Here is a 13,915-nt window from a genome sequence, read left to right on the forward strand (position 1 = left end):
GCTCCCCCGCCGGCGCCGGTGCGGCCGGCGGGGGAGCCGGGGCGGGCGCGACCGCGGCCGGCGGGGCGGGCACGCTCGCGGCGGCCGGGATCTCCTGCGTGCCGCTCGCGGCGAGTGCGGTGGCGACCGCCGCCGCGACCGCGACACCCGACGCGGCGACTCCGAGGAACTGGCGAGGACCCGACGCCGCGGCACCGGCGGCGCCACCCGCGCCCGCCGAACTCGCGGCGGCCACGCCGGCCGTGGCCGCGCTCGCCTTCGCCCCGCTCGCGGCGAGGTAGGCGAACACCGCGCCACCGAGCACGATCGGTGCGACGACGGCGCGCAGGGCACCGTTGACGTCGGCCAGTTCCGCGGCCAGTGCCCGGCACTCGTCGCATTCGTCGAGGTGTGCCTCGACCTGTGCGCGTTCCCGTTTGGACAGACCGTCGCGCGTCCACGCGCCGAGCCGGTCGGCGGTGGCGCGGCAGCGATCCGCCGACGTCTCGGCGAGGTGCACCTGGAGATAGGCCTGGCGCAGTCCCTCGCGAGCGCGGTAGGCGAGCGCGGACACGCCGTTGGCGGTCAGGCCCAGCAGCGGCGCGACCTCGGCCGGGCTCTGCCCCTCGATCTCGGTGTGCCAGAGCACGGCCTGCCACCGCTCGGGCAGCCGCGCGAACGCCTTCGCGGCCATCGTGCGTTCGAGCCCGGCGACGGCGGTGTCGGAGAACGGCACGGTCAGCGCCTCGGACGAGCCGCTGAGCGTGCTCATGTCCTCGTTGAGGTCGACCCGCTTGTCCTTGCGCGTCTTGTCATACGCAGTGTGTCGCAGCGCGGTGAGCAGGTACGCCCGGAAGGCGGAATCCGGGCCTTTACCCGCACGCAGAGTGTCCAGTACCTTCGCGAACGCGTCGGAGACCAGGTCGTCGGACTCGGCCTTCGACCGGGCCAGCTGGCGGGCGAGGTTGTAGGCGGCGCCGACGTGCCGTTCGTACAGCGTGCCGTAGGCGGCGAGAGTTCCGGCGCGGACGGAGGCGATCAACTCGGCGTCGCTCTTGCCATCGAAATCCGCGGGAACCGTGGACACTGCTCTCCCTCAATCCAGCCCTGTAACGACGGCGGTGTGCGCGTCTATTAACCCCTGACGCCGCGTAGCGATCAGTGTGACGGACAGCCGGTGCCTGGTCACCCCGCGGGGTGGTGCGTGACCCGGAGGGCCCAACAAGTTCACCCGACTTCGGTCAAAAGTCCCGTCACGGATGATCGCCGCCCGCGTCACTGCTTGAGAAGGCTCGCCGAGGAAAGGACGGTCGCGAGTGGATGTGCCGGCCAGCGGCGGGAGCGCGTCCCGGCAGGGGAGCTGGAGACAGCTCGGCGCGCTCACCGACCCGGAGTCCGACCGGCGGCTACGCACGCTGCGCGCCCGGTGGCGCACGGCGAGCCTCGCCGCGGGCTGGCGGTTTCCCAGCGACTGGGCCCTGCCCGAGGTGGACGCGGTGTGCGCCGCCGTGGTCCGCGGTGGCAAACCGGAGATCCCGCTCGCCGGGCTGGCCCGTGCGCGGGCCGCGGCCGGGGCGGGGCTCGCCGAGGTACTCACCGATCTCGCCGCGCTGCACGCGGTGCTGTCGGATCCGGAGGCGACCGACGGATTCGTCTCGCCGGACGTGGACGCCACACCGTCCCGGCTGCTGCGGCTGACGGCCCTCGCGTGGGCCGACGTCGCCATGGACCAGCTGGCCAATATCGAGGTCATCGATCCCCTGACCGGCTTGCCGACCGGCGCCTACCTGCGCACCCGGCTCGGGGAGATCTACCGGGGCGCGGAGGCTCGCGGTCGTCGCGCCGCGGAGGACTACACGCTGCTCGCGGTCGGCCTCGACCTGTCTGCGGTCAGCGGCTGGTCCCGCGTGACCAGCATGATTCTCGTCGCGGAGGCGTTGCGCGCGGTGCTGGAAGGCGGCGAGAGCATCGCGACGCTCGGCCCGTCCACGATCGCCGCCGTGCTGCCGCGCGACGGGCAGATCTCGTCGAAGGCGGTATCGCTGCGCCGGTCGCTACACGAGCGGCTGTCGGTGGACGCCCAGTTCGACGAGCTGACCGGCCCGCGCATCCGGCTGATCCGGCTGCCGAGCACCCACGAGGGCGCGTGCGAGCTGCTCGCCCGGCTGTCGCGCTCCTGACCTTCCGCGCCGGAAATTCACCGTTCGCCCCGTCTCGCGCTCCGTGAATCGAGGGCTGCGCACCGGCCGATGCCCGTTCGTGATTTGCTGAGGGGGTGACCCAGTCTGTGCCAGCCACCGGGGGTGACTCCGTGGTGCGTCCCGCGCATCCGCGACTGGCCCTGCGGACATCGCTCACCCGGTTGTCGATGCGGCCGAGATCGATCATGTTGCTGTCCGCGGTTCCGGCGCTGGGCATCGTGCTCGGCGTCGTCGGCTGGCTGGTGGACTGGCGGCTCGGCGTCGACAGCGCCGTCTACCGGGCCGGCGCGATAACGCTGCTGCACGGCGATCCCCTCTACGACGCGAGCACGCTGGCCCCCGAACCGTGGTGGGCGCTGCTGCCGTTCACCTACCCGCCGACCGCGGCGCTGCTGTTCGTACCGCTGGCGATGCTGCCGACCCAGATCGCGTGGGGTGTGCTGGGCGCGATCTCGATGCTGGTGATGGCGCTGGTCATCCGGGTCACGATCGGCTCGCTGCCCAAACCCGTCGCGCACTCCCGTTGGTGGTCCTCGCCGGCCCGCGCGACGCTGGTGTTCTCCATCGTGATGCTCGGACTGGAGCCGGTCTGGCGCACGCTGTTCCTCGGCCAGATCAACCTGATCCTGATGGCGCTGGTCGTCGTCGACGTCCTGGTCGTCACCGCGCGCGGCGCTCGTGGCGGCGGGATTCTGATCGGCATCGCGGCGGCGGTGAAGCTGACCCCGCTGGTGTTCGTCGTGCACCTGTTCCTCACCGGCAAGCGCAAGGACGCGGCGCGTGCGCTCGGCACCTTCCTCGGCCTGCAGGCGCTGATGCTGGTGCTGATCCCGGACGACACGATCCGCTACTGGACCAAGACGATCTCCGACACCGGTCGCATCGGCCCGGTGCACTGGGCGGGCAACCAGTCGCTGAACGGCCTGATGAACCGCATCACCGACCTCGCGCCGTGGGCGTCGAAGGCCGCGCTCGGGATCAGCGCGCTGCTCGCCGTGCCGGCGATCTGGCTGATGCTGCGCTTCCACCGGCGCGGGCAGGCGCTCGCCGCGCTGCTGGTCACCGCGTTCTTCGGACTGCTGGCCTCGCCGATCTCGTGGTCGCACCACTGGGTATGGGCGGTGCCGCTGATCGTGCTGCTGATCTCCCGGCTGCCGCAGACGACCCCGGCGACGGCGTGGCGGCGCTGGCTGGGCACCGGTGCCGTGGTCGCCGTCTTCGTCAGCTGTGTGCTGCTGATCCTGCCCAACGGCCGCAACATCGAACTGCACTGGAAGTTCTGGCAGGACGTGCTGGGCAACGCCTACATCCTGATGCCCATCGTGCTGGCCGTGGTGCTCGTGACTCGCTGGATGATCCTGAAGCGGCGGCCCGGTGTCGACACCACGCCTGTCGGCTGACCCCTGGCGGCTGCTGGCCGCGGTACTCGTCGTCGGCGCGTTCGTGATCGGGGTCTGCGCGTGGCTCGCGGGCTGGCGGGTCGGCGCGGACAGCGCGGTGTACCGGGCCGGCGCGCTGACCTTCCTGCACGGCGATCCGCTCTACGACCTCGGCCGGCTGTCGGCGCTGCCCTCGTGGGTCGCGCTGCCGTTCACCTACCCGCCCGCGGCCGCGCTGTTGTTCATACCGCTCGCGGCGCTGCCGGCGGGCCTGGCGTGGGGCATCGTCTCCATGGCGTCGGTGGCCTCGCTGGCGGTGGTGGTCCGGATCTGCGCGCGGGGATCGAACCGGCTGGTGGTCGTCGGGCTGACCGTCGTCGGCCTCGGGCTGGAACCGGTGTGGAAGACGCTCGCGCTCGGCCAGATCAACCTGATCCTGATGGCGATCGTCGTGCTCGACGTGCTGGTGCTGGCCGGTTCCCGCTGGTCGGGCGTGCTGGTGGGGATCGCCGCGGCGGTGAAGCTGACGCCCCTGATCTTCGTCGTGCACCTGTTCCTGACCGGCCGGTGGCGCGACGGGCTCCGCGCGCTCGCCACGTTCGCCGGACTGCAGGGCCTGATGTTCCTGCTCATTCCCGGCGACGCCGTGGAGTACTGGACCGAGGCCGTCCGCGATCCGAGCCGGGTCGGCGGCGTGAACTGGGTCTTCGACCAGTCGCTCAACGGGATGCTCAACCGCGCGACCCACGCCGCGCACTGGTCGGGCGGCCTGGCGATGCTGATCGCGGCCGTGCTCGCGGTGCCGTCGGCCTGGCTGGTGTGGCGCCTGCACCGGCGCGGGGAGACGCTGGCCGCGCTGCTGGTGAGCGCGTTCCTGGGGCTGCTCGCGTCGCCGATCTCGTGGACGCATCACTGGGTGTGGGCGGTGCCGCTGATCGCGCTGCTCGTGGCCGAGCGACACCTCGTGTGGGCCGCGCTGATCACGCTGTTCACCGGCAGCGCGGTGATCATGCTGGTGCCCAACGGCGGGGACACCGAGTTCGGCTGGGGGCTGGGCTGGTCGCTCCTCGGCAACGCCTACGTGCTCGCCGCGGTGCTGGGGATTCTCGGGCTGACCACTCGTGAGCTGCGTCGCTCTTTGCCGATCCGACCGAAAACAGGCCGGTCGTGATCGACCGCCGGCCGACCTACACGACGTGGACAGCCGTCACTGCCGGTCGGATCGGCAACGATCGGCACAGTATTCTGAGTGTCTTATGGACTCTCGTACCGGTCTTCCCGTAGTCGGCATGGTGGGCGGCGGCCAGCTCGCCAGGATGACGCATCAGGCCGCGATCTCACTGGGTCAGTCGCTGCGGGTACTCGCCGCCGACGAGAACGATTCCGCGGGCCTGGTCGCGGGCCAGGTCGAGATCGGGCACCACACCGATCTCGCGGCGCTGCGCGAGTTCGCGAAGTCGGTCGACGTGGTCACCTTCGACCACGAGCACGTGCCGGGCGAGCATCTGCGCGCGCTGGTCGCCGAGGGTTTCACGGTGCGCCCCGGCCCGGACGCGCTCGCGCACGCGCAGAACAAGCTGCTGATGCGCCGCCGCCTGTCCTCGGCCGGCTATCCGTGCCCGCCGTTCGCCGAAGTGTCCGAAGTGGACGACGTGCTGAAGTTCGGCGCCGAGCACGGCTGGCCGGTGGTGCTCAAGGCCGCGACCGGTGGGTACGACGGCCGCGGCGTGTGGATGCTGGACACCGACGCGCAGGCGCGCTCGACCGTGCCGGAGCTGCTGGCCGCGGGCACCTCGCTGCTGGTCGAGGAGCGGGTGGCGATGACGAGGGAGCTGTGCGCCCTGGTCGCGCGCTCGCCGTTCGGCCAGGGGGCGGCGTGGCCGGTGGTCGAGACCGTGCAGTCGGACGGCATCAACACCGAGGTGCTCGCACCCGCGCCGGGGCTGGCGCCGGACCAGGTGGACCATGCGCAGGAGCTCGCGCTGCGCATCGCCGAGCAGCTCGACGTGGTGGGCGTGCTGGCCGTCGAACTGTTCGACACCGACGGCGGCCTGGTCATCAACGAGCTGGCGATGCGGCCGCACAACTCGGGCCACTGGACGATGGACGGTTCCCGGACCTCGCAGTTCGAGCAGCACGTGCGCGCGGTGCTGGACTACCCGCTGGGTTCCACGGATCTGCTGGCGCCGACGGTGATGGCGAACGTGCTCGGCGCGCCGGAGACGCCGAAGATGGGGCCGGACGAGCGCCTGCACCACCTGTTCGCGCGGTTCCCCGACGCGCGGGTGCACCTTTACGGCAAGGGGGAGCGGCCGGGCCGCAAACTCGGACACGTCAACTTCACCGGCCCCGATCTGCCGGAGCTGCGCAAGCGGGCCACACTGGCCGCGCACTGGCTGTCCCACGCGGAATGGCCGGACGGGTTCGAGATCCACGGCTGAAGGAGATTTCTTATGGCGCCGACCGTCGGCGTGATCATGGGCAGCGACTCGGACTGGCCGACGCTGGAGGCCGCCGGGCAGGCGCTGGACGAGTTCGGCGTCGCCTACGAGGTCGGCGTGTACTCGGCGCACCGCACCCCGCAGCGCATGCTCGACTACGCGTCCTCGGCCGCCGAGCGCGGGCTCAAGGTGATCATCGCGGGCGCCGGGGGAGCGGCGCACCTGCCGGGCATGGTCGCGTCGGCGACGGTGCTGCCGGTGATCGGGGTGCCGGTCCCGCTGAAGTACCTGGACGGCCTCGACTCGCTGCTGTCGATCGTGCAGATGCCCGCGGGCGTGCCCGTGGCGACGGTGTCGGTCGGCGGCGCACGCAACGCCGGACTGCTCGCGGTGCGAATGCTCGCCGCGAACGATCCGGCGCTGCGCGAGAAGATGGCCGCGTTCCAGGCCGACCTCCAGCAGCTGGTGCTGGACAAGGACGCGGCGCTGCGCGACCGGCTACAGGCGGGCTCGTAGCTCCCGCTTGAGCACCTTGCCCGCGGCCGAAACCGGGATGGTGTCCACAAAGTACAGTTCCCGGATTCGCTTGTACGGCAACACGTTGGCGTTCACCGCGTCGATCAGCTGCTGCTCGGTCGCGTCGTCGCCGGAGCGTACGACGAAGGCGACCGGCAGTTCGCCGACGTCGGCCCGCTTGCGCCCGACCACGGCCGCCGCCGCGACACCCGGCTGCGCCATCAGCAGCTCTTCGAGTTCGCGCGGGTAGACGTTGTAACCCTTGTACAGCAGCATGTCCTTCTTACGATCCACAATGGACAAGTAGCCGTCCTCGTCCAGTACGCCGATGTCGCCGGTGTGCAGCCAGCCGTTCACGAGCACGGCGGCGGTCTCCTCGGGGCGGTTGTGGTAGCCGGCCATCACCTGCGGGCCGCGGATGCACACCTCGCCCTGCTCGCCGGGCGGCACCGGATCCTCGCCGCCCTCGGCGGGCACGATCTTGACCTCGGTGTCGAACACCGGGACTCCCACCGCACCGGGTTTCCTTGTCCCGGACAAGAAAGCGGGCCCGGACGTGGCACCCATGGTGACCTCGGTCAGCCCGTAGCCCTCGTTGATGACCACGCCGGGGAAGCGCCGGGACAGCGCCTTGATCATCTCGTGTGGCATCGGCGCGGCACCGGAGCCGATCGAACGCACCGACGACAGATCGCGCGTGTGGAAGTCCGGGCAGGACAGCAGCGCCGCGAACAACGCGGGCGCGCCGCCGAGCTGGGTGACCTGGAGGCGTTCGGCGTCGGTCAGATAGTGCACCGGATCGAAACCGTCGTGCAGCACGGTCGTGCCGCCCGCGAGCATCGGCGAGTTGAGCCCGGCGATCGTACCCATCGCGTGGAACCACGGCGTGAGGTTGATGCCGATCCCGGTGCCGAGCCGTCCCGGGAACTCGTCCTCGCTGCCGATCTGGTCCACCACCAGGTTCCCGTCGGCGTCCAGCGCGGGCACCGAGCCGGTGCCCCAGCAGGTGTACTGCAGGGTGTTGACGACGACGTTGCGATGCGGCAGCCGCACTCCCTTGGACCGGCCGGTGGTGCCGCCCGTGTACGCGAGATGCGCCAGCCGTTCGTGGACGTCGATGTCCACTTCGGGCCTGCTGTCGGGCTGGTCGGCGTAGCAGGCGGCGAACTCATCGGGACTGCCGAGCACGAGCCGCACGTTCGTGTGCTCGCGGATGCTCGCAAGCGCTTGCGCGGGCTTGCCGAAGCTGATCGCCGCGACCGCGCCGGAGTCGGCGAGCTGCGCGGCGAGATCGGCGGGCGGTAGCAGCGGGTTGGCGGGCGTGAAGGTGGCGCCAGCCAACAGGATCCCGTAGTAGGCGACGGGGTAGGCCAGGCAGTTGGGCAGGTGGATCGCGACCACGTCGCCGTCGCCGATGCCCTGGGCGCGCAGCGCGTTCGCGAAGCGGCAGGCGTCGCGGTAGACCTCGCGGAAGGTCAGCTCGCGCTCGCCGTGGCGGTAGGCGACGCGATCGCCGTAGCGCGCGGCGGAACCGGCCAGGATCGAGCCGACGGGCACTTCGGGATAGTCGAGCGTAGAGGGCAATTCAGACAACTTTGTGATCGCCATCACTCCACTTTAGGGGTGGATTGCGGCCAAGAACACAAGGATGCCCTAGTAAACGGCCGCTAACATCGTCTGGTGAAGGGTTCTCCGCTCGAGAAGGGGTGACATCGGTGTCTGACGGTCCGGGGCTGTACCAGCTCGCTGAGGAGCACGAGGAGCTGCGGGCTGCCGTGCGCGCGCTTGCCGAGAAGGAAATCGCGCCCTACGCCGCCGAGGTGGACGAGCAGGAGCGATACCCGCACGAGGCTTACACGGCGCTGGTGAAATCGGGTTTCAACGCCGTGCACATCCCGGAGGAGTACGAGGGGCAGGGCGCGGACGCGATCACGGCGTGCATCGTGATCGAGGAGATCGCGCGTGTGGACGCGTCGGCCTCGCTGATTCCGGCGGTGAACAAGCTGGGCACGCAGCCGATTCTGCTGTCGGCGTCGGAGGGGCTGAAGAAGCAGGTCCTGCCCTCGATCGCGGCGGGCGAGGCCTCGGCCTCCTACGCGCTGTCGGAGCGTGAGGCCGGTTCGGACACCGCGTCGATGCGCACGCGTGCGCGGCTCGACGGCGACCAGTGGGTGCTCAACGGCACGAAGTGCTGGATCACCAACGCCGGCGAGTCCACCTGGTACACCGTGATGGCGGTGAGCGACCCGGACGCGCCGAAGAAGTCCAACGGCATCTCGGCGTTCGTGGTGCACAAGGACGACCCGGGTTTCTCGGTGGGGCCGAAGGAGCGCAAGCTCGGCATCAAGGGCTCGCCGACGCGGGAGATCTACTTCGAGAACTGCACGATCCCGGCCGACCGGATCATCGGTGAGCCCGGCACGGGGCTGAAGACCGCGCTGCGGACGCTGGACCACACGCGGCCGACGATCGGTGCGCAGGCGCTGGGGATCGCGCAGGGTGCGCTGGACGCCGCGGTGGCGTATGTGAAGGACCGCAAGCAGTTCGGCACGGCGATCGCCGATTTCCAGGGTGTGCAGTTCATGCTCGCCGACATGGGCATGAAGATCGAGGCGGCGCGGAACCTGGTCTACGCCTCCGCCGCGGCCACGGAGCGCGGTGACGAGCGCGCGGGCTTCATCGCCAGCGCGGCCAAGACCTACGCCTCGGACGTCGCGATGCAGGTGACCACCGACGCCGTGCAGCTCTTCGGCGGCGCCGGCTACACCCGCGACTTCCCGGTCGAACGCATGATGCGCGACGCGAAGATCACCCAGATCTACGAGGGCACCAACCAGATCCAGCGCATGGTGATGGCCCGGGCGTTGCTGAAGGGCTGATACCGAGCCCCGCCCGGACTATCATCCGGGGAATGGCTCAGTCACCGAAGGCGGAGTTCGAGGCGATATACCAAGGCGCCCACATTCCCTGGGACATCGGCGAGCCGCAGCCCGCGCTGGCGGAGCTCGTGAACGCCGGATGGTGCGTCGGTGTGGTGCTGGACGCGGGGTGCGGCACCGGCGAACTCGGGCTGGCCGTCGCGAGGCGGGGGCACACCGTCACGGGGCTGGACGTCTCGCCCCGCGCCATCGAGCTGGCCCGCCGCAAGGCTGCCGAGCGGGACCTCGAAGCGCGTTTCGAGGCCACCGACATCACCGAGCTGACCGGGTACGACGACGCGTTCGACACGGTGGTGGACAGCGGGCTGCTGCACGTGCTCGACCCGACGGCGCAGGAGCGGTACCTGGGCGTGCTGCGCAGGGTGTGCCGTCCGGGCGGACGGGTCGCGGTGCTGTGCTTCGCCGACGTACCCGGCGCGCGGACGCCCGGTGGTCGCGGGCTGACCGAGGCCCGGCTGCGCGAGCTGTTCACCGACGGCTGGGAGATCGAGGCGTTCGAGCGGGCCGGCGTGCTCGGCATCATCCCGGAGGGCCTCGGCGAGCAGAGCGAATGGCCGAAGGACGACCGCGGCCGGACGCCGATGACCGGGTGGCGGCTGCGCGCCCGCCGGCGGAAAACGGACTGAACGACACATTTCTGCTGCCGAAGGCTGAATTTTCGGCCCAGCACGGGCGCAGTGCACCCCTGCTGGGGCACGCTGGACATGTGCCGCCCAAGGAACCCGCGCCCATCTTCGCACTCGTCGCGCTTGTGCTCGGCATCGTCGCGGCCGCGTCCAACGGCGATGCGTGGTGGTTGCTCGCTGGGCTGTTCGGCTTCATCTTCCTCGCGGAGAAACCGGCCGGTCCGTCCGCTATGTGAGCATGCTTCCGACGCTGACCGCGCTGTTCGCGGGCGGCCGGCTCTCGCTGACCATCTCCTCCTCGGCCGCCTTCGCGCGCTGCGGGCCGGACCGGCGACCGCCTGAGCGGTCAGGAAAGCAGGTCGACCGTCGTCCGCTCGGCGCGGCGGCGGTCGTCCAGCTTCGCCGGGTCCGCGTTGCTCACGTGCACCAGACGCGCGCCCGCCGACAGCGGGGCGAGCAGCCCTTCCAGCACCCCGTCCGGAATAACCCACTCCACAGTGGACAGAACCCGGTCGGATGCGGAGATCCCGGCTTTCGCGGCGCGGGAGCGGGCTTCGGCGAGCGCCTGCTCCACTGTGGACGAATTCAGCGCCGGTGTGTCGTCGCCGACGGGGACCAGCGGGCTGAAGTCGTCACCGGCGAGCCGTGCCTCGGACAGGTAGTCCAGTGCGCCTCCCGCGGGCGGTTCGGACAGGCCGCGGCCCATCGGGTCGAGCGAGACCACGGCGGTGGCCTGCGCGCCCGTCGCGATCCCGCCCGGCGGCACGAACGCGACCCGAGAGCCGTCCGGGTCGGAGACCACGTGGCCGCCACACCACCACGCCCCGAGCAGCACGCCCGCCGTCTGCCAGTGCGCGGGCAGCAGCACCGCCACCGGATCGCCCGGCTCCACATCGAATTCCTCGACCAGCCAGTTCGCGGTCTTCGCGGCCCAGTTCATCGCCGTCGCGACCGACAGTTCGATCCGGCTGCCGACCGCGTCGTCGTAGTGCGTGATCAGCGGCTTCGCCGGCTGGGACAGCAGAGGACGCAGGAGGTGCTCGGTTAGGCTCACGGACCGAAGGCTAGTTGACGCAGCTGACGCCGTTGATGCTGGTCCGCGCCAGCGGAGCGGCACCGGCCGCCGCGCCGCCGCCCGAGGCGCCACCGCCGCCGGCCGAGCGCCCCGCGACCCCGTTGAGGTACGTGCGCACGGCCTGCGGATCGACCTGGACGATGCTCTGCCCGTCCGGGCTACGGCCGTTGATCGTGATGACCGGAATCGTCTCGAACCGCACGTCCCCGGACGCGAGCCCCTTGGCCTTCTCCGCGAACTGCAGCAGGTCGAAGTCCGGGTCGAGCACGAGCGACTTGCGCAGCGCGTCGGTGAGGCTGTTCAGCGTTCCCGGGTTGGTCAGCACGCCCGCCGTGAGCACCTTGTGCAGCGCGGAACCGAGGAACACCTGCTGCCGGACGATCCGGTCGAGGTCGCCGCGCGGAAGGTTCTTGCGCTGCCGTACGAACGACAGCGCCTCGCCACCCGACACCGTGTGCACGCCCGCGGTGAAGTTCGCGCCCGAGTCCTTGTCCTCGGTGGCGTGGTTGAGGCACACGTCCACGCCGCCGAGTGCCTCGGTGATCAGGTAGAAGCCGAGCAGGTTGACCTCGGCGTAGTGGTCGATACGGATCTGGGTGAACTCCTGGATGGTCTGGACCAGGGCCCTGCGCCCGGCCTGGTCCGAATCGCGTTCGATCCCTGCCGTGTCGGTCTTTCCCTGGGCGCGCAGCTGGTCCGCCTCCGCCCGTTTCGCGGTGCCGAACACCGAGTTGATCTTGGCTTGGCCGCCCTTGGGCACGTCCACCCACGTGTCGCGGGGAATGGAGATCGCGGTCGGCTTCCCGCCGTTCTTCGGCACCCGCAGGATGATCAGCGTGTCGGTGTTGACGCCTTCGGTCTGCTCGGTGCGCAGTGCCTTGAGCACCGACAGCGGAAGCGGGTTGCCCTGCATGTCGGTGCGCGCGTCCACGCCGACGAGCAGGATGTCCTCGGCACCGTCGTCGGCGGGCGGCGGTGGAACGTCGTTGTCGGGCCGGCTCAGGATGTCCGTCGTCTGCAGATTGCCCTGCGTCTTGTGATACGTCAGGTACGCGTAGCCGGTGACGGCCAGCGCCACGACCGAAATCAGGGCCAGCGTGACCTTGGCCACCGCACGTAGTCCCCGTCGCCCGTGCGACGGAGGTGCCTGCTCGGTCGGGGCCGCCTCGGCGGGTGGCGTACGCGGATAAGGCGTCGGCTTCACCGGTTCCGGCGCAGCCTGCGCACGCTCGTCGTTCTCCTCGGCCAACCCCGTGTCTCCCCCGTCTGCCCCTGCGGTCGTCTCAGGTTAAGGCACGGCCCCTAATTGACGCAGGCAAGTTCGCCACCCGTGATGGCAGGCGGCGCGGCGGAGGTAGGTGTCGTGGTGGCCGCCGAGGACGAAGCGGACGACGAAGCGGACCGGGACGGTGCCGAGGACCGTCCCGAGGACGGTGGCGCGGAGGGGGTGGTGGTCTTCGCCGCGGAGCCGGACGTGCTGGGCGTGGTCGTCGTGGTGGCCGCGCCGGGGTCGGCGGTCAGCTGGTTCACGAACTCGTGCACCTGCTCCGGGTCGACGCGCATCACGTCCGCGCCGCCGATGACCGCGTTGCCCTGCACCGGAATCGTGCGGAACTCGACCGCGCCGCTGTTGAGCCCGCGCATCTGCGCGGCGAACTCCACCAGATCCCAGTTGTCGGAGAGCACCACCGACTTCTTCACGGCGGTGATCACCTCGGACACCTTGGTGGGATTGGCCAGCACGTCGCGCGAGAGCACCTTGCGGGCGAGGCCGGACAGGAACGCCTGCTGACGCGCGATCCGGTCGAGGTCACCGTTGGGCAGGTCGTACCGCTGCCGCACGAACGCCAGCGCCTGCACGCCTTCGATCGACTGCCGCCCCGCAGGCAGATCGACCCCGGACTTGCGTTCCTTGACCGGCCCGTTCAGGCACACCTCGACGCCGCCGAGGGCCTTGGTGACCTCGTAGAAACTGGCCAGGTTGACCTCGGCGTAGCGGTCGATCATGCCCGGTTTGCCCATGAACGCCTCGACCGTGGCGACCAGGTTCTTCCGCCCGGCGAGTTTCGCCTGCCGGTCGGCCTCGGCGATGTCCGCCCCGTGCTTGAGCGCGTCGTTGAACTTGTCGTTGTAGGCGTAGGCGAAGGCGCCGTTGAGCTTGTGCTTGCCGAAGCCGCCCGCCAGTTCGACCCACGAGTCACGCGGGAACGAGATCGCGACCGCGCGCCGCCCGTCCTGCGGGATGTGCACGAGGATCATCGTGTCGGTCTGCTTCTCGCCGTCGGAGTCACCCGCGTGCAGCATGTCGAGCACCTCACGCGGCAGCGGATTGCCCTGCGCGTCGGTGCGGCTGTCCATGCCGACGAGAAGGATGTCGACGGCGCCGTCGAGAGGTACGGCGTGCAGCTGGTTGTCGTCGAAGACCTGTGCGGTGGCGAGGCCGGCGTTGGGATCGCCGATGAACTGCCAGCCGTACCAGGTCAGCACCAGCACCGCGACCGAGACCAGGCCGATCAGCGTCTTGCCGCCGCGCGTGAGCAGCAGCACGAACGCCCGTTTGCGGCGCCGGCGGGAAGGAATGGGTGGTGCGGGCCAGGAGGTCTCCTCCGTAGCGTCCTGGCGGGTGGTAACCCCGTCGGTCACGCTCGCTCCTCCCGCCCCCACCGGTTTGTGAATGCTTCCAGATTACTGTTCTCCCTACTGAGACGCCCGTGGGCTGGCGTACGTTGCCCTGGTCGGGGCAGACTGCACGGACAGGA

13 protein-coding genes are annotated in these 13,915 nt (G+C 70.4%); 8 read left to right on the plus strand and 5 right to left on the minus strand.

Annotated features, from left to right (window positions below):
* The coding region (locus tag HFP15_RS33660; RefSeq protein ID WP_168521063.1) for a sigma-70 family RNA polymerase sigma factor at positions 1 to 1,066 on the minus strand (1,066 nt) is incomplete at its 3' end.
* A gap of 229 nt (positions 1,067 to 1,295) precedes the next feature.
* Between HFP15_RS33660 and HFP15_RS33665 the strand changes: the two genes are divergently transcribed.
* The 5 genes from HFP15_RS33665 to purE all read left to right on the plus strand — a co-directional run bounded on the left by HFP15_RS33665 (position 1,296) and on the right by purE (position 6,516).
* Positions 1,296 to 2,159 carry a GGDEF domain-containing protein gene (locus HFP15_RS33665; RefSeq protein WP_376768916.1) on the plus strand — a complete coding sequence of 288 codons (864 nt, stop codon included), beginning with the start codon at positions 1,296 to 1,298 and terminating at the stop codon, positions 2,157 to 2,159.
* A gap of 95 nt (positions 2,160 to 2,254) precedes the next feature.
* Positions 2,255 to 3,580, plus strand: coding sequence for a glycosyltransferase 87 family protein (locus tag HFP15_RS33670; protein ID WP_168521065.1), 1,326 nt, complete (start codon positions 2,255 to 2,257; stop codon positions 3,578 to 3,580).
* Complete coding sequence (locus HFP15_RS33675) at positions 3,555 to 4,730, plus strand: glycosyltransferase 87 family protein (RefSeq protein ID WP_168521067.1); 1,176 nt, start codon at positions 3,555 to 3,557, stop codon at positions 4,728 to 4,730. Before HFP15_RS33670 ends, HFP15_RS33675 begins: the two co-directional genes overlap by 26 nt.
* An 85-nt stretch (positions 4,731 to 4,815) precedes the next feature.
* Entirely contained in the window at positions 4,816 to 6,000 is a 1,185-nt protein-coding gene (locus HFP15_RS33680) for a 5-(carboxyamino)imidazole ribonucleotide synthase (protein WP_168521069.1), read from the plus strand.
* Positions 6,001 to 6,012: 12 nt separating this feature from the next.
* Positions 6,013 to 6,516, plus strand: a complete 504-nt coding sequence (gene purE, locus HFP15_RS33685) for a 5-(carboxyamino)imidazole ribonucleotide mutase (RefSeq protein ID WP_168521071.1) — start codon at positions 6,013 to 6,015, stop codon at positions 6,514 to 6,516.
* On the opposite strand, the gene HFP15_RS33690 is transcribed toward purE, so the two are convergent.
* A complete protein-coding gene (locus HFP15_RS33690) occupies positions 6,499 to 8,124 on the minus strand; it encodes a class I adenylate-forming enzyme family protein (RefSeq protein WP_168521073.1) in 1,626 nt (541 codons plus the stop codon). The two genes, purE and HFP15_RS33690, sit on opposite strands and share 18 nt — an antisense overlap.
* A gap of 98 nt (positions 8,125 to 8,222) precedes the next feature.
* Between HFP15_RS33690 and HFP15_RS33695 the strand changes: the two genes are divergently transcribed.
* From HFP15_RS33695 to HFP15_RS33705, 3 genes are all read left to right on the plus strand, one after another.
* Positions 8,223 to 9,395 (plus strand): acyl-CoA dehydrogenase family protein, encoded by a 1,173-nt coding sequence (locus HFP15_RS33695; RefSeq protein WP_312871879.1) that lies wholly within the window; start codon positions 8,223 to 8,225, stop codon positions 9,393 to 9,395.
* Between the two features lie 32 nt (positions 9,396 to 9,427).
* The gene (locus HFP15_RS33700) at positions 9,428 to 10,081 is read left to right on the plus strand and encodes a class I SAM-dependent methyltransferase (RefSeq protein ID WP_168521075.1); all 654 of its coding nucleotides are present in this window, start codon (positions 9,428 to 9,430) and stop codon (positions 10,079 to 10,081) included.
* An 80-nt stretch (positions 10,082 to 10,161) separates the two neighbouring features.
* Positions 10,162 to 10,317 carry a hypothetical protein gene (locus HFP15_RS33705; RefSeq protein ID WP_168521077.1) on the plus strand — a complete coding sequence of 52 codons (156 nt, stop codon included), beginning with the start codon at positions 10,162 to 10,164 and terminating at the stop codon, positions 10,315 to 10,317.
* 110 nt (positions 10,318 to 10,427) lie between these two features.
* On the opposite strand, the gene HFP15_RS33710 is transcribed toward HFP15_RS33705, so the two are convergent.
* From HFP15_RS33710 to HFP15_RS33720, 3 genes are read right to left on the minus strand one after another with little or no spacing between them, the layout of a single operon-like run.
* Positions 10,428 to 11,135 carry a TIGR03089 family protein gene (locus HFP15_RS33710; RefSeq protein ID WP_168521079.1) on the minus strand — a complete coding sequence of 236 codons (708 nt, stop codon included), beginning with the start codon at positions 11,133 to 11,135 and terminating at the stop codon, positions 10,428 to 10,430.
* Between the two features lie 10 nt (positions 11,136 to 11,145).
* Positions 11,146 to 12,405 (minus strand): LCP family protein, encoded by a 1,260-nt coding sequence (locus tag HFP15_RS33715; RefSeq protein ID WP_210718211.1) that lies wholly within the window; start codon positions 12,403 to 12,405, stop codon positions 11,146 to 11,148.
* Between the two features lie 53 nt (positions 12,406 to 12,458).
* Positions 12,459 to 13,799 carry an LCP family protein gene (locus tag HFP15_RS33720; RefSeq protein WP_168521081.1) on the minus strand — a complete coding sequence of 447 codons (1,341 nt, stop codon included), beginning with the start codon at positions 13,797 to 13,799 and terminating at the stop codon, positions 12,459 to 12,461.
* Between the last annotated feature and the right edge of the window lie 116 nt (positions 13,800 to 13,915).

The sequence above is a fragment of the Amycolatopsis acididurans genome, assembly GCF_012328925.1.
GTDB lineage: Bacteria > Actinomycetota > Actinomycetes > Mycobacteriales > Pseudonocardiaceae > Amycolatopsis_E > Amycolatopsis_E acididurans.